Source organism: Kaistella treverensis, from assembly GCF_900114045.1.
GTDB lineage: Bacteria > Bacteroidota > Bacteroidia > Flavobacteriales > Weeksellaceae > Kaistella > Kaistella treverensis.
On record NZ_FORQ01000003.1, the window covers coordinates 67,709 to 87,014 of the forward strand.

A 19,306-nucleotide genomic window follows, 5' to 3' on the forward strand; every position below is an offset into this window, starting at 1 on the left:
AGAAAAAGTCCAAAAGTAACGCCTTTGCTGGCGAAACTGGTGATTGGCCTCACGGTTGGTTATATGCTGAGTCCAATAGATTTAGTCCCGGATTTTATTCCGGTTCTCGGCATTCTTGATGACCTCATCATCGTGCTTCTTTTAATTATGTGGTCGATAAATTTAATACCAAAAAACATTTTGGAAGAAGCCCGGAAAAACGTTGCGGAAAATCCGAAAAAGCTTCAGAAAACCAGCTGGATTTTCGGCGTTATAATCGTGTTTTTTTGGTTACTTCTGCTGTACTTTGCTTATCAGAAATTTGGTGCACCGTATTTTAAAAACTAAAAATTCCGCGCTAAAAGCACGAAATTTTTATATTTCTAAAATTTTATTAAATTTAAGCAGGCCGCGAACCCATTCTTGGCTGGATAAGTTTTGCGATGGTCGCCGTCCAGCCGGTTTGGTGTGAGGCGCCAATTCCTTCGCCGGTATCACCATTGAAATATTCATGGAACATCACGTAATCTTTGAAAAATTCGTTTTGATTCAAAAATTCGTTTCCGCCGTTAAACGGTCGGTTTCCGTTTTCATCTTTACTGAAAATGGAGTAGAGGCGCTTGCTCAAATCATTCGCCACAAAATCCAGATTGCGCATTTCCAAACTGCCCGTCGGATATTCGATTTGAAGGCTGTCGCCATAATAATAATGGAAGCGTTGCAGACTTTCTACAATCAGGAAATTAATCGGGAACCAAATCGGGCCGCGCCAGTTGCTGTTGCCGCCAAACATGCTGCTGTCACTTTCTGCAGGCGTATATTTCACCACGAAATCCTGCCCGTCAATATTAAAAACAAAAGGATCGTTTTCGTAATATTTCGACATGGAGCGAATTCCGTAATCCGATAAAAATTCTTTTTCATCAACCATGCGGCTCAACACTCGTTTCAGCCGCGTTTTTCTCAAAATGCTCATGAGGTGTTTTCCGCCTTGGCCTTCAACTTCCCAATGTGAAACCAAGTCCGCTAGATCGGGTTTATTTTTTAGAATCCATTCCATCCGTTCGCGGAAATTCGGCAGTTTTTCCAGCGTTTCATGTTCAATGATTTCTACGGCAAAAAGCGGAATTAATCCCACAATACTGCGGAGTTTCAGGGATTTTGAATCACCGTTATTTAATTGAAGCAAATCATAGAAAAAACCGTCATTTTCGTTCCAAAGGCCATTTTTCTTGTCACCCAGATTTTCCATGGCTTCGGCGATATAAAGATAATGTTCGAAAAACTTAATCGCCATATCTTCATAAACAGCATTATATAGTGCTAGCTCCATAGAAATCCGCATCATATTTAAAGCAAACATTGCCATCCAACTCGTACCGTCGGCCTGTTCCAGGTGATCACCGTTTTTAAACTGCATATTTCGGTCAAATGCGCCGATATTATCCAAACCTAAAAAGCCGCCGCCGAAGACATTATTTCCGTTTTTATCTTTCCGGTTCACCCACCAGGTGAAATTCAATAATAGTTTTTGGAAAACGCTTTCCAGAAAAGGAATATCCGGCTTTCCGTGCATTTTTTCATCAATCTTAAAAACGCGGAAAGTCGACCAGGCATGAACTGGCGGATTTACATCGCTGAAATCCCATTCGTACGCCGGCAATTGTCCGTTCGGGTGAATATACCATTCTTTGGTCAGCAGTTTCAGCTGGCATTTGGCAAAATCGGAATCTAAAATGGCAAACGGAACGCAGTGAAAAGCCAAGTCCCAGGTCGCAAACCATGGGTATTCCCATTTATCGGGCATGGAAATAATGTCTTTGTTCTGCATATGTTCCCATTCCATATTGCGTACAAAATGGTTGAAATTGCGCGGCGCTTCCAGTTGCGGATCACCTTTCAGCCATTTTGAAACATTATAATGGTAGAATTGCTTATTCCATAAAAGTCCGGCAAATGCCTGTCTTTGTATGTTTTTTTCTTCTTCGTCTTCAATCTGACACTGGACGTCGCCGTAAAATTCGTCTGCTTCATTTTTCCGCAAATGAAAAACCTCATCGAAATCGAAAAAAGCGTCTTCCATATCGTGCGGACTCATCCTGAAGTCGAAAACCTGAGTTTCACCGCCTTCAATTTCAGCTTCTAAAAAAAAGCTTGCTTTAGTGCCTTTTTTTTCGGGATTTATAGCGTTTTCGTCGCCGTGTAAAACAAAATTATTGATGCCGTCTTTGTAAAATTTTGCTTCTGTTTTCGTGTTCGGGATAACTTCCGGATTGGTTTCGTTATTACAGAAAAAAGCCTGGCAGTTTTTGTTTCTGGAATACAGTTTTTTAGCAGAAATAGAGCCGTGTTCAATATCGATGATGTCTGGTCGCGTAGATTTTAATTCAGGTTCATACGTTCCGTAGCCCCATTTCCAGTTGTTGCGGAACCATAAAGTAGGTAAAATCGCGATTGGCGCTTTCTCGTTGCTTCTGTTGCTCACCGAAATTCTGATGAGAATATCGTCGTGGTGAATTTTCGCGTATTCAATAAAAATATCAAAATATTCATTATTGTCAAAAATCCCGGTATCAAAGATTTCATATTCCGGTTCACGCTTGCTGCGGCGGCGGTTTTCTTCGATTAAATCGGTGTATGGAAATTCATTGATCGGATATTTATACACCATTTTCATGTAAGAATGTGTTGGCGTATTGTCGAGATAATAGTACAGTTCCTTTACATCTTCGCCGTGATTTCCCTGGTGATTGCTCAGCCCGAAAAATCGTTCTTTTAGCATTTTATCTTTGTAATTCCAGAAAGAAAGTGCGAAACACAGGTATTGTTTCGTGTCGCAAATTCCTGCAATTCCATCTTCACTCCAGCGGTAAGCGCGGCTCATCGCATCATCGTAAGTGCTGTATCCCCAGGCATTTCCGGTGGCGCTGTAATCTTCGCGCACCGTTCCCCATTGCCTGTTGCTTACATATGGGCCCCAGGTTTTCCATTCGTCCTCCAGCATTCTTTCTCGTTCGGTTGTCATCTCCTAAAAAAAATTTCTGCCGCGAAATTAGGAAATAAAAAATTATGAAAAATTGCTTGTTGTGTTTTTATTGCTTTTCTTTGCAGCAGATTAAGTTCATTCACATACTGAAAATGTTATTAAGAAAGGTGGAGAGATTAGACTCTATGATACCTTGGCAACCCTTCGGCAACGGAGAAGGTGCTACATTCTACCTCGATATATCGGGAGAAGATAACAGAAACTTTTTTACCACTTTTCCGGTAGCATTTTCAATTTATTTATTTTAAAAAATTGAAAACTCTGCTACAAACTATTAAATTATACCATTCAATTTTTATATCAGGCGATTTTTCTGATAGCAGTTTTGCGTTTTTCATTTTGAAAAAAATTGCCCTTGTAACGGCATATTTTTCAGTTTTAGCATTTCGATTATTTAAAATAGCTGAATGTTTCATTTTTAAATAAAAACATTTTTAAATCCATTTTAATGAAAAACAGAGCTGAAATAAAAATTTTGAAAAATAAAGCCATCATCAAATTTGAAGGAAAAGATTTTCTGGGCGAAGTTGGTATTGACGGCAGAATTTTTAAAGCGTTGACGTACGCCAGAATCAGCGTTGGCGTTATTTCGCAACAGGCTGCAGAAAACGGTATTTCCGTTTTAGTGACCGATTCCGATTCCGAAAAAGCTGTAAACTGCCTAATCGACGAGTTTGAAAACGAAAGAAAAAGCGGCAAAGTGCGGCAGATTTATAGCATCAATAATGTTTCGGTTTTAAGTTTTGTCGTTAAAGATTTCAATAAAATTATGACCGAGCTCGCACGTAACAATGTTTTCCCGTTGATTTTAAACCAAAATTCCGCAGAAAATAAAGTCAGTTTGGTGGTGACTTCTTCACAAGGTGAAAAAGCAAAAAACATCCTGGAAGCCGAAATTTTTTCGAAACCAAAAACGGTTCATCTCGCTATTTTCGGTCACGGAAAAGTTGGTGCTACACTTATCAATCAGATTTTGGACAGAACGGAAGACATCAGAAACCGGAAAAAACTCGATTTGAGAATTTTTGCCATCGCAGATTCGAAAAAAGTTGCTTTTAATACCGAAGGTTTTTCTGAAAGCTGGCAGCAGGAGATTTCGCATGCGGAGGAAAAACCGGATGTTGAAAAGCTCGTTACTTTCGCGCAGCGTCATCACCTGGAAAATTTAGTTGCAGTGGATGTAACAGCAAGTGCCACGCTGGCAAAGAATTATGTTTTTCTTGCGGAAAATAGTTTTGATTTGGTTTCGTCCAATAAAATTTTCAACACTTTACCCATTTCCGATTACCGCGATTTGCGTAATGTTTTGCGGAAAAAGAATAAAAAATATCTCTACGAAACCAATGTCGGAGCCGGTTTACCGCTCATGTATACCATTAAATTGCTGCATCTTTCGGGTGAAAATATTACGCGCATTAAAGGTGTTTTTTCCGGGTCGCTGAGCTATATTTTTAATAATTTCTCCGTTCGCGACGACAGGTTTTCTGACATTTTAAAAGAAGCGATTTCGAAAGGTTTTACCGAGCCTGATCCGCGAGAAGACTTGTCCGGAAATGATGTTGCGAAGAAACTTCTAATTTTGGCACGCGAACTGGATTTGGCAAATGAATTTTCAGATATTAACATCGAAAATTTGGTTCCCAAAAATCTGCAAAAAGTGAGCGTTTCGGAATTTTCGGAAAATCTGCCCGAACTGGACGGAATTTTTGAAAATCTCAAAAAAAATCAAGAAGACGGTCACGTGCTGCGCTATATCGGCGAACTACACGGCGATTTACAGCAGGAGAAAGGTAAGCTGGATGTTCAGCTTATTTCGGTTCCGGCAAATTCAGCGCTTGGACAATTGAAAGGCTCAGATTCTATTTTTGAAATTTATACTGTAAATTATGGTGAAAATCCGCTGGTGATTATAGGAGCGGGTGCAGGCGTAAAAGTTACGGCACGCGGCGTTTTTGGTGATATTTTAAGACTCAGCGAAAACAAATAATTTTAGTCGATTTTGTTGTATTTCCGCATCAGGTTTTCGTAGAAATTCTGTGATAAAAGCCATTTCAGCGGAACACCAATTTTTTGACCGAATTTGCCGAAATAAAAATGTGCTTTCCAGGATTTTTTCGCGAGCAGTTTTTCAATGTATTCTGCGACTTCTTGTGGTTCTGTGCCGTCATCGACGTGAGAATTCATTAAACCATATACTTTTCCGAACGTTTTTTGGTAAGGTTCGGAAACATTGGTTTTTACCCGATTTTCGGCGATTCTGGTTTTAATATCGCCCAAATGCAGCGCACAAACCTGAATATTCCACGGCGAAACTTCGTAGCGGATGGCTTCAGTCACTTTATCCAGCGCCGATTTGGAAGCGGAATAAAACCCACGGAAAGGTAAACCCATTTCGCTGCCGATGCTGGAAATGTTGATGATCTTGCCACTTTTCTGCTCACGCATTTTCGGCAAAACCGCGCTCATCATCTGCACCGAACCGACGAGATTCAGATTGAATAATTTTAAAATTTCTTCTTTCGAAGAATCTTCAACCGGACCGACCATTCCCATTCCGGCGTTGTTGATGAGCACATCGATGCGTATATCGGTTTTCAAAATTTCAGCAATAGCATTTTCCACTTGTGCCGGATCGGTAATATCGGTGGGAATCGTTTTATAAAATTCGGATTCCACATTTTTTCTGCTCAGTCCAAAAACTTTGTGTCCTTTCTTGCCAAGATATTCGGCGAGTGTGAAACCAATTCCGGCCGAGGTACCGGTGATTATTATTGTCATTTTTATTCAGATAAATTATTGCAAAACCTGCCGAAAATCTTTCCAAAAGTTTGGGTAAGATTTTTCTACAACGCTGGAATTTTTAATTTCAAGTGATTTTATTAAGCAAAAAGGTGCAAAACTCATCGCCATGCGGTGATCGTTATAGGTTTCGATAAAAATATGGTCATTTGCCTCGAAAAATTTTACAGAGGCAATAGAATCTTCAGTTATTTCACAAATGCAGCCGATTTTGAAAAGTTCATTTTTCAGCGCAACCAAACGGTCGGTTTCTTTCACTTTTAAAGTGGAAAGTCCTGTAATTTCAAAAGGAATCTGCAAAGCTGTCGCGGTAACGCACAAAGTTTGCGCAATGTCCGGACAGTCGTTCATATTGATTTCAACTTTTTCCGGCAAAACAAAAGAACTTTCCGGAAGCAGTGAAATTTTGCTTTCCGCACCTTCGGAAATGGTGTTCACTCCGAAATACGTCCAGTAAATTTCCTTGATAACGGAATCGCCCTGCAATGAATACGGACGGAAAGATTTCAAATTAATACTTTTCCGGCCGATTGCCGCAAGCGAGTAATAATACGACGCGGAACTCCAGTCGCTTTCTGTCTGTATTTTCAGAGTTTGCGAAGCGTTTTCAATGGAAACTCCGGCGGAAATTTCAATGGTCTGTTCGGTCCATTCGGTGTGTATTCCGATGGTCCTCAACAATTTTAAAGTCATTTCGAGATACGGCCTCGAAGTAATTTCACCAACTAAATTTATTTTCAAACCGTTTTCCAGCTTCGCGCCGATTAACATTAATGAGGAAATAAACTGGCTGGAGACGTGCGCAGGAATGGAGACCGTATTTTTTTGCAGCTTTTTGCCGGTTATTTTTAAAGGTGGAAAACCTTCATTTTCAAGGTAAGAAATCTCTGCGCCCAAGTCGCGCAGCGCATCGACCAGAAACTTTATCGGACGCTGTTTCATCCGTTCGGAACCGGTTAAAATAGTGGTTTTTCCGTCCTCCATCGCGAAATAGGATGTTAGAAAACGCATCGCAGTTCCCGCGTGGTGAACATCAATGGTTTCATTTGAACTTTCCAGCGCGGCTTGCAAAAGCTGTGTGTCCTGCGAAGTTGAAAGGTTTTCAATAATCAAGTTATCGTATAACTGATTAAGGATGAGGAGACGGTTTGAAATACTTTTCGAACCGCTGATTTCAACGGTTTCATTGTCTTTTAAAATTGATTTTTCCAGCTGCATTTTCTTTCTTGAACCGCAATTTCGCGTGGTTATTTTAGTTTGTTATTATTCTGATGACGCTCTTTGTCACGCTCGGTTTTGCTTTTCATTTTTCGGTCGAAAGCTGCCTGTAAATCCGTGCCGGTTTGGTTTGCCAGGCATAAAGTCACGAACAGCACATCCGCCAATTCTTCACCTAAATCTTTCGTTTTATCAGATTCTTTTTCGCTTTGTTCACCATATCTGCGCGCAATAATTCGCGCGACTTCGCCCACTTCTTCAGTAAGCATCGCCATATTCGTCAGCTCATTAAAATAGCGGACCCCCACGGTTTTTATCCATTCATCAACTTCGTTCTGTAGTTTGGTGATTTCCATTCTTGCTGCTTTAAGGGCAAATTTTTTAATTATTGATAGGCGCCTAAACTTGGATTTACGAGTCGGGAAACTTTTACAATATCCAAAGCAACCGTCGCCGCAACCGCGGTATTTCCTTTTCCTTTTGCCGGTGAATCGTCTTTCAACCTTAAATTCAGTTTTTCGGTGAAATAATTTTGGAATTTCGGGTCTTCGTTTTTAAGGGAATTAATGACATTTTGATTTGAATCGAAATTAAAACCTGCATTAGTTCCGTATTTCAGCAAAGAATTTTGTATTTGATAATTGAAAATTTGCCCCGAAGTTGGTTTAAAAACGATCGCATTTTCCCGCTTGTTATAAATAATGGAATTTCGGATGTTTAAAGTTAAAGCACCTTGTTCCGGGGAAGTTCCGTTATTAAATTCGTTTGTGGCATACAAGCCAAGCGCCGGCAAAGACGGATTTAAATCCCAGTAATTCGCGAGCGTGGAATGAATGATGTTATACGTTCCGCCTTTAAAAATACCAAAATCCGCTTCGCCGCAATTATTCATCACCAAATTTTTTGTGGTTACCACGGAGTTTACGGCGTAAACACCGTATTCCTGATGTGTGTGAATGATGCTGTTTTCGATGTTTGCAGTCGCGTGATTAAGTTCTAAGCCACGCGTTCCGCCGAAGATTTTCACGTAATTCATATTTAATTTCGCATTTTCGTCAAGCGAAATCCGGTTCCAGTTTTTCGGAATGGTGTCGTAACGCGGATCATTTCGGTCACCGCGGAAAATTACTTCATTGCCCAAATCTCCGGTAATATTTAAAGTCGCGTTTTTTGAAATTTTCAGGCCGCTGTTTTTAAAGAAATAAACCTTGGTTCCTTTTTTTATGTCTAAAGTTTTTCCCGATGCAAGCGTCAAATCACCGAAAATGATTTTTGCTTTTTCGTTGTTCCAGGTCGTATTTTCGGTAAGAATATTTGGATTGGTTTTGTTTTCAATAAAAAATTCTGCGTCCTGAACCACAGAAAACAAGGTGATTTCCTGAGTTCCGGCGGCGCTTTTTACGCTGATGAAATCTTCGGCAATTGCTTCCGGAGCGTTTGCAACGGGCGCAATTTCAACAAAAATATAAAGACTGTCTTTTTTTCTTAACGGAACCTCGCGGAACGTGGTGCCGGATTTTCCGTCAACATTAATTCTATACAGAGAATTTTCGCCCTTTTTAAGGGAAATTTCAGGAATCAGCACATCCTTGTTTTCGTCGTTGTACAGTTTCACCGCATAAGTTTCGGAACGAACCTGATTATAAACCGTGTCCAGAAAAACCGTGTCAGCAGAAACACGTAAAAGTTTTGAAGGATTTTCAAATTCGATGTCATCGCGCGTACAGCTTAAAACCGCCAAAAGCAGAAAAAAAACGGTGGCAAGAATGGTTTTATAGCTGTTCATAGAGGAAAGAATACAGATTTTTCAAATTTAATTAAAAATGTTGAGGTGTAAAGTTTTAATTTTAATAGGTGATGTATTTGTAGATTAAAAAAATAATTGTACTTTTGCGGTCTAAAATTTAGCAGAGAAATACCATTACTATTTCGAAAGCAAAGCTTTAATTATTAATAATAAAATAAGTTATGAAAAACGGAATCCACCCAGAAAATTATAGACTTGTTGTTTTCAAAGATATGAGTAACGACGAGGTGTTTCTTTGCAAATCTACAGCAGATACCAAAGATACGATTGAATATGAAGGAGAAACTTATCCATTGGTAAAAATGGAGATCTCTTCAACTTCTCACCCTTTCTATACCGGAAAAGTGAAATTAGTTGATACAGCAGGTCGAGTTGACAAATTCATGAACAAATACAAAAAATTCGCGAAATAAGCGCCGAATTTTTAGAACTAAAGTCTTTCAATTTTTTTTGAAAGACTTTTTTTATTCCAATTTTTTGAAGTTATTTTCGGTAAAAAATGGTATTTTTATTTGCAATTTTTTATCGATTATCTTACAGCCAACACCTAACATCTATCACATGCAGCTTGTATTTTCCGATGCCCAGTTCTGGGAAGATTTTTTACCACTTACGTTCACACGCCCCGTCGCAGAAATGCGCTGCGGAATCCTGACTTTTTCCGAAAGATGGCAGAAATTGCTGGAAATTTCCGATGTTTCTTACTTGACGGAAGATTATCTGCAGGAAAAATTTAAAAAATATGCCGCTAAAGAGAGCATTTTTTTGGTTCCGAACTTTTTACCAACGCCTGCGATTTTAGCTCAGATAAAAGATTTGAAATTGGGTGAAGCTTTGGTTTACAAGGATGAACTGCTTGCAGTGCGAATTAATATGGAAAACTTTTCTTTGAGCCAAATCAATAAAATGACGGATATTGAGGAAGAAATTTTGTTTTTCACGCAACCGACGGATTTATTTTCGTTTAATGACCAAGCGCTGGATTTTGATTTTGAATTGCTGACGAAAGGCAGAATTTCGCAAAAACTTTCGGCTACCAACGGATTTTTGGGTGACGAAAAAGATTTATTTATCGAAGAAGGCGCGGAGGTGGAATTTTCAACTTTGAATACGAAAACCGGAAAAATTTACATCGGTAAAAACGCCGAAGTAATGGAAGGTTGCAATTTGCGTGGCCCAATTGCGCTTTGCGAAGGTTCTAAATTTAATTTAGGTGCAAAAATTTACGGAGCGACGACTATTGGTCCGCACTGTAAAGTGGGCGGCGAGGTGAACAATATTGTAATTTTCGGATACACGAACAAAGGTCACGATGGTTTTATCGGAAATTCTGTGATTGGAGAATGGTGTAATCTCGGTGCTGACACGAATTCCTCCAACCTGAAAAACAATTACGCCGTCGTAAAGTTGTGGAATTATAAAACGAAAAAATTTGCCTCTACAGGGCTGCAATTTGCGGGCTTAATTATGGGCGATCATTCGAAATCTGCGATCAATACTCAATTTAACACCGGAACGGTAGTAGGCGTAGCAGCCAATATTTTTAAATCGGGTTTTCCGCCGAATTTAATTGAGAGTTTTTCCTGGGGCGGAATGAAAGGTGACGAGAAATTCAAACTTGAAAAAGCCTATGAAGTCGCGGAACTGGCGATGGCAAGGCGAAAAGTTCCGTTCACGGAAACCGACCAGAACATCCTTAAATATATTTACGAAAATTACTGATTTTAGCGGCTAGAAATTGCAGCCCGACCTGAGTGGAGCTCTTTTTGCAAATTTTCGCATCGGGAAAGCGGTAGGAAATTTGCAAAAAAGCGGGAACGGAGGGCGGAAATGTCTGCCCAAATAAAGATTCTAAATTTTCCGTTTCCTGGCGGAATGGTTATATTTGCAAAAATTTTCTCACTTAAACCGTTTATAGCATGCAACTGTACAACACTTTAAGCGCAGAAGAAAGAGCTCAATTAATTGATGAAGCCGGTAAGCAGCGCCTTACTTTGTCTTTCTATGCGTATGCCAAAATCCCAAATCTCAAACAATTTCGCGACGAATTATTTATAGCCTGGAACGCCCTCGATGCGCTTGGCAGAATCTACGTTGCTCACGAAGGAATAAATGCTCAGATGAGTATTCCTGAAGAAAATCTGGAAGCTTTCCGCGAAACATTGGAAGCTTATGATTTCATGAAGGGAATCCGCCTGAATGAAGCGATAGAACACAATGACCATTCGTTTTTAAAATTAACCATCAAAGTGCGGCATAAGATTGTGGCGGATGGGTTAAATGATGAAACTTTTGATGTTACCAATAATGGAATTCATCTGAAAGCTAAAGAATTCAATTCTTTGCTTGAAGATCCGAATACCATTGTGGTAGATTTCCGAAATCATTATGAAAGTGAAGTCGGACATTTTGAAGGAGCGATTACACCTGATGTGGAAACTTTCAGAGAAAGTTTACCGATTATCAACGAAAAATTACAGGATTATAAAGAAGATAAAAACCTGCTGATGTATTGCACCGGCGGAATCCGTTGTGAAAAAGCGAGCGCTTATTTTAAACATCAGGGTTTTAAAAATGTTTATCAGCTGGAAGGTGGAATCATCGAATATACGCGCCAGATCAAGGAAGAAAATATTGAAAGTAAATTCATCGGGAAAAACTTCGTTTTTGACCACCGACTTGGGGAAAGAATTACCGACGATATTGTTTCGCAATGCCACCAGTGCGGAAAACCCTGTGATAATCACACCAACTGCGCGAACGAAGGTTGTCATTTGCTTTTCATCCAGTGTGACGAGTGTAAAGCCGCGATGGAAAATTGTTGTTCAACAGAATGTCAGGAAATCATTCATTTGCCGTTAAACGAGCAAATTAAATTGCGAAAAGGCATTAATATAGGTAACAAAATCTTCAGAAAAGGAAAATCGCCAGCGTTGAAATTTAAAAAGTCCGGCGAATTACCAAAAAAAGCGCTTGCAAAGGCGGAAAAAAATATCCGACAGAAAATTAGTTTCAAAAAAGTATTGCTGGGCAAAGCTGAACATTATTACACGAAATCGAAAATCGCACAGTTTTTACTTGAAAGTGGTGAGCTTTCGTTAGGTGATAAAGTTTTGATTTCTGGACCTACAACAGGTGAACAGGAATTTACCCTAACTGAAATTTTTACCAATGGTGAAGCTTGCGAAACCGCAAAAGCCGGTGACCAGATTACTTTCCCGATTCCGTTCAGAGTTCGCCTGTCTGATAAACTTTTTAAAATCTTAAACTAATGACATCTTCAGGAAAAATCGAACTGATGGCACCTGCGGGTGATTTCACGTCAATGCAGGCCGCTTTAGATAATGGTGCAGATTCTATTTATTTCGGTGTTGAGCAGCTTAATATGAGAGCGCGCGCATCCATTAATTTCACCATTGATGATTTACCGGAAATCTCCAGAAGGTGTGCTGAAAAGGACGTCAGAACGTACTTAACTTTAAATACCATCATTTACGATCACGATTTATCGCTCATCAAAACGCTTTTAGACAAAGCAAAAGCCGCAAATCTTACGGCGGTGATTGCGATGGATCAAGCGGTGATTTCCTATGCGAGACAAATCGGCATGGAAGTGCATATTTCTACGCAGATCAATATCACCAATATCGAAACCGTGAAGTTCTACGCGCTTTTTGCCGATACGATGGTGATGAGCCGTGAACTTTCTATCACGCAGGTGAAAAAAATCTGCAATCAGATTGTTAAAGATGATGTTCGCGGACCATCGGGAAATTTGGTTGAAGTTGAAATTTTCGGTCACGGCGCTTTGTGCATGGCAGTTTCGGGGAAATGCTATTTGAGTTTGCATTCGCATAATTCCTCTGCAAACCGTGGTGCGTGCAAGCAGAACTGTCGTAAGAAATATACGGTAATTGACCAGGAAACCGGTTTTGAAATCGAGCTCGATAACGAATATATGATGTCGCCAAAGGATTTGTGCACCATCAATTTTTTAGATCATGTGGTAGATTCTGGCGTAAAAGTCTTGAAAATTGAAGGTCGTGGCCGTGCGCCCGAATATGTGGCAACGGTTACGAAATGTTACCGCGAAGCGATTGATGCAGTTGCAGACGGAACTTTCAGCCCGGAAAAAGTTGCGGACTGGATGGCAAGACTTGAAACGGTGTATAACCGAGGTTTCTGGGCGGGCTATTACCTTGGTCAGGAATTGGGCGAATGGTCCAATGTTTCGGGTTCAGCGGCAACTCAAAAGAAAATTTATATCGGAAAAGGCAGACATTTTTACCCAAAATCTAATGTTGCAGAGTTTCTGGTGGAAGCGTATGATCTAAACGTGGGAGATAGAGTTTTAATTCAAGGTCCTACGACCGGTTCCCAGGAAATGGTTTTAGATGCAATGCTTGTGGACACAAAACCTAACGCATCGAAAGCTTCGAAGTCGGATGTCATTACTTTTAAAACCGAATTTAAAATTCGTCCGTCTGACAAGCTTTACAAAGTCGTAGAGAATAACTGATGGTCATCGTAACCTTGCAGCGTGAAAAATGCATCGGCTGTAATTATTGCGCCGAATTTGCGCCGGAATATTTCCGGATGTCGAAAAAAGACGGCAAATCGGTTTTGCTGAAAACGGTGGATAAAAAAGGTTTTTTCACCCTTAAAACGCCTCTTTTTGAAGCTCTGGAACCTTGCGAAAAAGCTGCAAAAGCCTGTCCGGTAAAGATTATTTCTGTAAAGGAAATTTAGAAAAAATGACCAAAACAGCCCTGAGAAAATTATATTCGGAGAAAAAAATGAACCTTAGTTTGGCTGAGGTTCAAAATTTATCAGAAGAAATTTTCCGGAATTTTAATGAAAAATTTCAGCTTTCCAAAGGGCAGAAAGTGCATTGTTTCCTATCCATTTCGAAAAAAAAGGAGGTTGAAACGTCATTTTTTTTAAATTATTTTTTTCAAAAAAATATCCGGGTTTTTGTGCCGAAAATTGTGAATGAAAAAATAATCGCAATAGAAATCTTAGCGGAAACGCCGCTGGTAACCAATTCTTGGGGAATAAAAGAACCGGTCGGTAATGAAGATTCAGGTGTTAAAGATTTCGATTTGGTGATTATGCCTTTGCTTTACGCTGATAAAATCGGAAACAGAGTAGGTTACGGAAAAGGTTTCTATGACCGTTTTTTAGCTGAAATCAACCCGAATGCGCCAAAAGTTGGCGTGAGTTTTTTCAAACCGGAAAGCGATGTTGAAGATATTTCTGAGTTTGATATTCCGCTGGATTATTTGGTAACACCGACCGACGTGCTGTCTTTTGGCAATTTTGAATCAAAATCTACAAAATAAAACTTAAATTCTTTCTGGAATTTCACCGGTGACGGTTTCAAAACATATTGCGCGGTTTTTTCGAAAGTTCCCAGCGACCTGTTTTTACTGTCAAAATATTCCACGCTGAACTGCGCAAAATCCAAAGTGTCTTTTTCGTTCATTTTCTTGGAAACCTTAATGTTTCCGACTTTCGCGGTTTTTACCTTCAAACTGTCGAGCTGCGACAAAATTGCGGTAAGTTTCACGGAATCGTGATCTACAAAATAACTTTTAATCATCTGCGCGTAAATTACCGAATCGATTTCTGTGTCTTTGTTTCCTGAGGTATAGAGCGTAGATAAATCCAGCAATTCCTGAATTTTTTGTTTGGTGATGGTGGTAATTGCCTGTGCGCTGTCCATTTTTGTTACGGGATAAGACAATTGGTTGTTGTTATTTCTTACAATTTCGAGATCAGAGCGTTGTGGTTCTTCTTTTTTGCACGCAACAAAGAAGAAGAGCATGGTGAATGCAATAAAAAATATGTTAGTTAATTTTTTCATCGGTAGCGATTTTAAATTTAATCATTATAATTTTATTCGATTTATCATCCTTAGTTTCAATTACTTCCAGGTTTTCAAGCGAAGTTGAAGGCAAAGTTACTAGGTTGATGTACCGCTGTTTATCCATTGTTTCTACGCCGTAGGTTTCATTGTCATAAACCTGGTAAATCAGGGCGTCATCGCTGATCAGATAGTTTAGCGTTTCTCTTTTGCGTTTCAAATCTTTTATGGATTTGGAATAATAGAAAAGCATGATCGCATAATCATTCGGCTTAAGCTCAATGGTTTCTACTTCGGGCGCGGTCTCAAGATTTCTGTGAATGGTATCGGTCCTATAATATGGTGAAGAAACCACCATTGTCAGGCTTTTTGACTGAGTGGTGTAAACGAAAGGCTCATTCGGTTTCGCGGTGTAAACGATTGGTGACTCGTTTTCCTTGAGGATTTGAACCTGCAGTTCCGCATTAATTTTGGAGTTTCGGTCTGCATCTATAAAACTGTAATAGAATTTTTTGCTGAAAAGTTCATCTTTGAAACCAAGGAGACCAACCAAAATTGCCAAAACGAGCGAAATTCCCAACCAAAGATATTTTTTTACAAGAGAGAATGTGCCTTTTTGCTCCGTAGTGTCGTAAGAGGAAAAAGTTGGTCCGTTTTTGTTAACGTTTTGAATATCAGTTGTAGAGTTTTGTAAATCATAATTTTCTACCTGCTTTTCAACGGTTTTTTCTGAAATTTTAGGCTTAGGTACCGGATTTTTTTCTTCCTCTTCAATTTCCGGTGCATTTTTAATATCCTGAGCTAAAATTTCCTCCAGATTTTCGTCTTCCTCTTCGAGGTCTTTTAAGATCTCGTCGGAGAAAAGATGGTTTTTCTTGAAATCATACCAAGATACGTAACCCGCATAAACAGAAAGAATATTCAGCATATCGATTCGCGGCAGTTTGGTAACTGGCGAATTTTTAAAGTAGGTATAAAAAGTTTTTTCGCTGATATTTCCTTTGGCGATTTTGCGCAGATCTTCCTGAAAATATATGATGTCGATGCCCTTCCATTTTGAAATATCATCAAAGGAGGGCGTATGGTTTTCTAAATATTGAGTTTGAACCTCATTTTTTAGCTGTTCGAAGTGTAATAAATCTAAATCGCTCAATTGCAGAATAGGTGTAATTTATTGATTTTCAGTAGTCCTTTTTTGTAAATCGGTTTTACAAATATAAAACAATTAATTTTCGGAAACAAATTTTTTTCTCGCTATATCTTTGTCCTGTTCAAATTAATGAACACAAACAAGAAACAAACAATTAAATTTAATTTATTATGAAAAAATCATTTTTCGCAGCTGCTATTGCTGCTGTAGCTTTAGTAGCTTGTAACAAAACTGAAACTGTAGAAACTGCTAACGCAACTGATTCTTTAGAAGTTGTTGCTGATTCTACAATCGAAGCAATCGATTCTACTGAAACTGCTGCTGTTGATTCAGTTCAGGCAACTGCTGAAGCTGCTACTGATTCAATCAAAGCTGACGTAGAAGCTGCTAAATAATTATTTTAGCTTCCAATAAAAACCGCCCGCTTCAGTGCGTGGCGGTTTTTTTATTCTTAAATGAATAACGCTCCCACCTGGCGCAAAACACATAATGCAATTCTATTTTAATTATTCTTCATCATTTAAAGATAAGTTTTATCCTTAACATGATATATTGAGGAACCTTAAAAAGGCAGGTTTTTACTTTAAGATGTTGAAAATCAGCTTTGTTTTTTTGTAAAATATTTTTACAAGGAGATTACAAGTAATTTTCAGAAACAATTTTTTTTCTCGCTATATCTTTGTCCTGTTCAAATGAATGAACGCAAACAGAAAACAAAACAATTAAATTTAACTTATTATGAAAAAATCATTTTTCGCAGCTGCAATCGCTGCTGTAGCTTTAGTAGCTTGTAACAAAACTGAAACTGTAGAAACTGCTAACGCTTCTGATTCTGCATCTGCAACTCTTGCTGATTCTGCTGCAATGGTAGCTGATTCTGCTGCTACTGTTGTTGATTCTGCTGCTGAAGTTACTGTTGACGCTGCTAAAGATGCTGCTTCTGCTACTACTGACGCTGCTGCTGACCAAGCTAAAGATGCTGCTAAAGGTGCTGCTGATGCTGCAACTGGTGCTGCTGATGCTGCTAAAGATGCTGCTAAAGATGCTGCAGACGCTGCAAAATAATCTTAGCTTAAAGCTCACAAAAAAAAGCCGTTTCTTTTTAGAAACGGTTTTTTTTATTTCATTTTCTGCCGTAAAATTTCGTAGCTGCAAATTGCGACAGCGTTGCTCAGATTCAGAGAATCTATACTTCCAGCCATTGGGATAATGGTGTTTAAACCTTTCCCCAGCCAAAAATCGGTGAGCCCCGAATGTTCAGTACCAAAAATTATGGCGCTTTTCTGGCAAAAATTTCTGTTTTGAATAGGTTCCGCACTTTCATCCATAAAAGTGGTGTAGACATTAAAGTCGTTTTGTTTGAGAAATTCTGCGACCTTTTCGTTGCTTGAAGCGAAAATGTTCATTCCGAAAAGACAGCCGACGCTGGAGCGGATGACATTAGGATTAAAAAAATCGACCCTGGAGTCGGTAATAATTAAAGCTTCGATGCCGAAAGCTTCACAACTTCTTAAAATTGCGCCCAAATTGCCCGGTTTTTCTACACTTTCTACGATAATCACCGCCGAATTTTCTGAAGGTTTAAAATCTTCAAGCTTGGTTTCCGGCGTTTTGTACACCCCGATTATTCCTTCCGAAGTGCCTCGATACGCGATTTTATCATAAACTTTATCTGAAACCAAATGAATTTTTCCGTGCGGAAGCTGTTCATTAAAAATATTTTCGGCGATATAAAATTCCTGGTTTTTAAAGCCAAATTTTTGCGCGCGCTCATTTTCCTGTTTTCCTTCCACGGCAAAAACGCCTTCTTTTTTCCGGAATCGGTTGTCCGAAAGCAGGTGGGTCACATATTTTATTTTTTCGTTCTGGAAGCTTTCAATCAGCATAGTTACAGTTGATTATTTTCTTCTTTTTCATCAAAAAGACTGATTTCTGATTCATCGTTTGCCCGTTCTAAAAGCGCTTCCGGCAGGTGTTTTCGCGTTGATGCTCCTAATTGCTTAATCCGCTGTACGCTGCCAACGAGATTTCCGCGACCGGTTGTTAGTTTCTTCATTGCATTTTCATAATCACCTTTAGCGTCATCCATCTTTTTTCCGATTTTCAAAAGATCGCTGACAAATCCTTCGAACTTATCGAAAAGTGCGCCTGCCTGCCGCGCGATCTCTTCAGCGTTCTGGTTTTGATCAGCTCTTTTCCAAACATCTGAAATAAGTTTTAAATAAGCAATGAGATTTGTGGGACTTAAAAGAATAATGTGTTTTTTATAAGCATAGTTCCAAAGTTGTGTGTCGTACTGAAGCGCGGTCAAAAACGCTGGTTCTACCGGGATGAACATAATTGTAAAATCCAAAGATTCCTTCAGATGATCATATCTTTTAAGCGCAAGTGTGTCAACGTGTTTTCGTACAGCTGCAATATGAAGCTTGAGATTTGCATTTCTGTCATCTTCATTTTCTGCAGAAACCATTCTTTCGTAAGCGTTTAGCGATACTTTGGAATCGATGATTACAATTTGGTTTCCCGGAAGTTTCAACATAAAGTCCGGCCGTTGGTTTTCACCGTTTTCGTTTTTAATGTTGAACTGGGTAAAATATTCGCGGTCTTTTGTGAGACCTGAATCTTCCAGGATCCTTTCCAGAATCAGCTCGCCCCAATCGCCCTGGGTTTTGGTTTGTCCTTTTAGTGCGCTGGCAAGGTTGTTCGCTTCCTGACTGATTTTGTTGGTTTGTTCCATCATCAGTTTGATGGTGTTATTTAATGAAAACCTTTCTCTGGCTTCATTATCATAAACTTCATTGACTCTTTTTTTGAAGGTTTCCAGGTTTTCTCCCAGAGGTTTCAGTAAAAGATCAAGATTTTCCCGGTTTGTTTCGGTGAATTTTTTCGTTTTTTCTTCCAGAATTTTTGTCGCAAGATTTTGAAACTCGTTTTTTGCCAACTCCTGCATCTTGGTAATTTCCTCTTTTTGGTTTTCGAGGGAGTTTTTCAAGGTTTCATTAATGGCATTGAGTTCGGAATTTTTACCAAAAATATCCTGCTTTTCTGCTATTAATTGGTTGATTTGCGCAGTTTGCTGGGTATTTGTTTCGCGCTGTTCCTGAAACTGCTTTTGAATTGAAGTGTGCTCCGCTGTTAATGTGGCGATTTCATTTTTAAGCTGGTTCAGAATTTCTGTTTGAGCCTGATTGGTTTCTTTTTCTTTTTGGAAAAATTCGTTTAATTCCCGGATTTTTACCGCAGAATTTTCGAGTTCCGATCGCGTTCTGATGTAATTCTGATTTACGTCATCATATAAATTTCGAGGCAAATGCGAAGATTTCAGTACAAAATATAAAATGACAGCGCCGATGATTGCGCCAAGAAGAATTCCTATAAATAAAGTCGTGATTTCCATATTTCAAAAATAGGGAGAAATAAGCGGATATTTTTAAATTGTGG

19 protein-coding genes and 1 riboswitch are annotated in these 19,306 nt (G+C 39.2%); of the genes, 10 read left to right on the forward strand and 9 right to left on the reverse strand.

All coding sequences use genetic code 11. The annotated features are described in order from the left end of the window. Positions 1 to 24: 24 nt before the first annotated feature. Positions 25 to 327 carry a YkvA family protein gene (locus BMZ55_RS08445; RefSeq protein WP_221404032.1) on the forward strand — a complete coding sequence of 101 codons (303 nt, stop codon included), beginning with the start codon at positions 25 to 27 and terminating at the stop codon, positions 325 to 327. A gap of 52 nt (positions 328 to 379) precedes the next feature. Here the strand turns inward: BMZ55_RS08445 and BMZ55_RS08450 are convergent, their stop codons facing one another. Beyond that, positions 380 to 3,004, reverse strand: a complete 2,625-nt coding sequence (locus tag BMZ55_RS08450; protein WP_089819987.1) for an MGH1-like glycoside hydrolase domain-containing protein — start codon at positions 3,002 to 3,004, stop codon at positions 380 to 382. Positions 3,005 to 3,117: 113 nt separating this feature from the next. Then, a riboswitch (SAM riboswitch) is annotated at positions 3,118 to 3,224 on the forward strand. A 249-nt stretch (positions 3,225 to 3,473) separates the two neighbouring features. Between BMZ55_RS08450 and BMZ55_RS08455 the strand changes: the two genes are divergently transcribed. Further along, positions 3,474 to 5,012, forward strand: coding sequence for an ACT domain-containing protein (locus tag BMZ55_RS08455; protein WP_089819988.1), 1,539 nt, complete (start codon positions 3,474 to 3,476; stop codon positions 5,010 to 5,012). Positions 5,013 to 5,014: 2 nt separating this feature from the next. On the opposite strand, the gene BMZ55_RS08460 is transcribed toward BMZ55_RS08455, so the two are convergent. From BMZ55_RS08460 to BMZ55_RS08475, 4 genes are read right to left on the reverse strand one after another with little or no spacing between them, the layout of a single operon-like run. Beyond that, on the reverse strand, positions 5,015 to 5,803 hold the full coding sequence (locus BMZ55_RS08460) for an SDR family oxidoreductase (RefSeq protein WP_089819989.1): 789 nt from the start codon (positions 5,801 to 5,803) through the stop codon (positions 5,015 to 5,017). Between the two features lie 15 nt (positions 5,804 to 5,818). Continuing rightward, positions 5,819 to 7,042: a 3-phosphoshikimate 1-carboxyvinyltransferase gene (locus BMZ55_RS08465; protein ID WP_089819990.1), complete on the reverse strand. Its 1,224-nt coding sequence runs from the start codon at positions 7,040 to 7,042 to the stop codon at positions 5,819 to 5,821. A gap of 29 nt (positions 7,043 to 7,071) precedes the next feature. Next, positions 7,072 to 7,398 carry a nucleotide pyrophosphohydrolase gene (locus BMZ55_RS08470; RefSeq protein WP_089819991.1) on the reverse strand — a complete coding sequence of 109 codons (327 nt, stop codon included), beginning with the start codon at positions 7,396 to 7,398 and terminating at the stop codon, positions 7,072 to 7,074. A gap of 29 nt (positions 7,399 to 7,427) precedes the next feature. Further along, a complete protein-coding gene (locus tag BMZ55_RS08475; protein ID WP_233701929.1) occupies positions 7,428 to 8,828 on the reverse strand; it encodes a hypothetical protein in 1,401 nt (466 codons plus the stop codon). A gap of 182 nt (positions 8,829 to 9,010) precedes the next feature. Between BMZ55_RS08475 and BMZ55_RS08480 the strand changes: the two genes are divergently transcribed. The 6 genes from BMZ55_RS08480 (at position 9,011) to BMZ55_RS08510 (ending at position 14,191) form a co-directional block, all read left to right on the forward strand. Continuing rightward, positions 9,011 to 9,262: a type B 50S ribosomal protein L31 gene (locus BMZ55_RS08480; protein ID WP_039341630.1), complete on the forward strand. Its 252-nt coding sequence runs from the start codon at positions 9,011 to 9,013 to the stop codon at positions 9,260 to 9,262. 148 nt (positions 9,263 to 9,410) lie between these two features. Beyond that, on the forward strand, positions 9,411 to 10,571 hold the full coding sequence (locus BMZ55_RS08485) for a GlmU family protein (RefSeq protein WP_089820168.1): 1,161 nt from the start codon (positions 9,411 to 9,413) through the stop codon (positions 10,569 to 10,571). A 197-nt stretch (positions 10,572 to 10,768) separates the two neighbouring features. Then, complete coding sequence (gene trhO, locus BMZ55_RS08495) at positions 10,769 to 12,121, forward strand: oxygen-dependent tRNA uridine(34) hydroxylase TrhO (protein WP_089819993.1); 1,353 nt, start codon at positions 10,769 to 10,771, stop codon at positions 12,119 to 12,121. Beyond that, positions 12,121 to 13,368 (forward strand): peptidase U32 family protein, encoded by a 1,248-nt coding sequence (locus BMZ55_RS08500; RefSeq protein WP_089819994.1) that lies wholly within the window; start codon positions 12,121 to 12,123, stop codon positions 13,366 to 13,368. The genes trhO and BMZ55_RS08500 overlap by 1 nt, the downstream gene beginning before the upstream one ends. Further along, complete coding sequence (locus tag BMZ55_RS08505; RefSeq protein WP_089819995.1) at positions 13,368 to 13,598, forward strand: ferredoxin; 231 nt, start codon at positions 13,368 to 13,370, stop codon at positions 13,596 to 13,598. The genes BMZ55_RS08500 and BMZ55_RS08505 overlap by 1 nt, the downstream gene beginning before the upstream one ends. 5 nt (positions 13,599 to 13,603) lie before the next feature. Next, positions 13,604 to 14,191, forward strand: coding sequence for a 5-formyltetrahydrofolate cyclo-ligase (locus BMZ55_RS08510; RefSeq protein ID WP_089819996.1), 588 nt, complete (start codon positions 13,604 to 13,606; stop codon positions 14,189 to 14,191). Here the strand turns inward: BMZ55_RS08510 and BMZ55_RS08515 are convergent. After that, positions 14,128 to 14,715, reverse strand: a complete 588-nt coding sequence (locus BMZ55_RS08515; protein ID WP_089819997.1) for a hypothetical protein — start codon at positions 14,713 to 14,715, stop codon at positions 14,128 to 14,130. The genes BMZ55_RS08510 and BMZ55_RS08515 overlap by 64 nt on opposite strands. Beyond that, on the reverse strand, positions 14,699 to 15,868 hold the full coding sequence (locus BMZ55_RS08520) for a hypothetical protein (protein WP_089819998.1): 1,170 nt from the start codon (positions 15,866 to 15,868) through the stop codon (positions 14,699 to 14,701). The genes BMZ55_RS08515 and BMZ55_RS08520 overlap by 17 nt, the downstream gene beginning before the upstream one ends. Positions 15,869 to 16,035: 167 nt before the next feature. Here BMZ55_RS08520 and BMZ55_RS08525 point away from each other — a divergent pair, with 167 nt between their 5' ends. Together BMZ55_RS08525 and BMZ55_RS08530 are read left to right on the forward strand one after the other, a co-directional pair. After that, positions 16,036 to 16,260 carry a hypothetical protein gene (locus BMZ55_RS08525; protein ID WP_039341617.1) on the forward strand — a complete coding sequence of 75 codons (225 nt, stop codon included), beginning with the start codon at positions 16,036 to 16,038 and terminating at the stop codon, positions 16,258 to 16,260. A gap of 343 nt (positions 16,261 to 16,603) precedes the next feature. After that, positions 16,604 to 16,930 carry a hypothetical protein gene (locus tag BMZ55_RS08530; protein ID WP_039341615.1) on the forward strand — a complete coding sequence of 109 codons (327 nt, stop codon included), beginning with the start codon at positions 16,604 to 16,606 and terminating at the stop codon, positions 16,928 to 16,930. A 53-nt stretch (positions 16,931 to 16,983) separates the two neighbouring features. Here BMZ55_RS08530 and BMZ55_RS08535 read toward each other — a convergent pair whose 3' ends face one another. Together BMZ55_RS08535 and rmuC are read right to left on the reverse strand one after the other, a co-directional pair. Then, positions 16,984 to 17,751, reverse strand: a complete 768-nt coding sequence (locus BMZ55_RS08535; RefSeq protein ID WP_089819999.1) for a TrmH family RNA methyltransferase — start codon at positions 17,749 to 17,751, stop codon at positions 16,984 to 16,986. A gap of 2 nt (positions 17,752 to 17,753) precedes the next feature. Further along, positions 17,754 to 19,262 (reverse strand): DNA recombination protein RmuC, encoded by a 1,509-nt coding sequence (gene rmuC, locus BMZ55_RS08540; protein WP_089820000.1) that lies wholly within the window; start codon positions 19,260 to 19,262, stop codon positions 17,754 to 17,756. Positions 19,263 to 19,306 lie beyond the last annotated feature (44 nt).

Bases quoted from the DNA above. Each gene is read 5' to 3' on its own strand.
- BMZ55_RS08450 (WP_089819987.1), bottom strand. From the start codon at position 3,004: ATGACAACCGAACGAGAAAGAATGCTGGAGGACGAATGGAAAACCTGG.
- BMZ55_RS08455 (WP_089819988.1), top strand. From the start codon at position 3,474: ATGAAAAACAGAGCTGAAATAAAAATTTTGAAAAATAAAGCCATCATC.
- BMZ55_RS08460 (WP_089819989.1), bottom strand. From the start codon at position 5,803: ATGACAATAATAATCACCGGTACCTCGGCCGGAATTGGTTTCACACTC.
- BMZ55_RS08465 (WP_089819990.1), bottom strand. From the start codon at position 7,042: ATGCAGCTGGAAAAATCAATTTTAAAAGACAATGAAACCGTTGAAATC.
- BMZ55_RS08470 (WP_089819991.1), bottom strand. From the start codon at position 7,398: ATGGAAATCACCAAACTACAGAACGAAGTTGATGAATGGATAAAAACC.
- BMZ55_RS08475 (WP_233701929.1), bottom strand. From the start codon at position 8,828: ATGAACAGCTATAAAACCATTCTTGCCACCGTTTTTTTTCTGCTTTTG.
- BMZ55_RS08480 (WP_039341630.1), top strand. From the start codon at position 9,011: ATGAAAAACGGAATCCACCCAGAAAATTATAGACTTGTTGTTTTCAAA.
- BMZ55_RS08485 (WP_089820168.1), top strand. From the start codon at position 9,411: ATGCAGCTTGTATTTTCCGATGCCCAGTTCTGGGAAGATTTTTTACCA.
- trhO (WP_089819993.1), top strand. From the start codon at position 10,769: ATGCAACTGTACAACACTTTAAGCGCAGAAGAAAGAGCTCAATTAATT.
- BMZ55_RS08500 (WP_089819994.1), top strand. From the start codon at position 12,121: ATGACATCTTCAGGAAAAATCGAACTGATGGCACCTGCGGGTGATTTC.
- BMZ55_RS08505 (WP_089819995.1), top strand. From the start codon at position 13,368: ATGGTCATCGTAACCTTGCAGCGTGAAAAATGCATCGGCTGTAATTAT.
- BMZ55_RS08510 (WP_089819996.1), top strand. From the start codon at position 13,604: ATGACCAAAACAGCCCTGAGAAAATTATATTCGGAGAAAAAAATGAAC.
- BMZ55_RS08515 (WP_089819997.1), bottom strand. From the start codon at position 14,715: ATGAAAAAATTAACTAACATATTTTTTATTGCATTCACCATGCTCTTC.
- BMZ55_RS08525 (WP_039341617.1), top strand. From the start codon at position 16,036: ATGAAAAAATCATTTTTCGCAGCTGCTATTGCTGCTGTAGCTTTAGTA.
- BMZ55_RS08530 (WP_039341615.1), top strand. From the start codon at position 16,604: ATGAAAAAATCATTTTTCGCAGCTGCAATCGCTGCTGTAGCTTTAGTA.
- BMZ55_RS08535 (WP_089819999.1), bottom strand. From the start codon at position 17,751: ATGCTGATTGAAAGCTTCCAGAACGAAAAAATAAAATATGTGACCCAC.
- rmuC (WP_089820000.1), bottom strand. From the start codon at position 19,262: ATGGAAATCACGACTTTATTTATAGGAATTCTTCTTGGCGCAATCATC.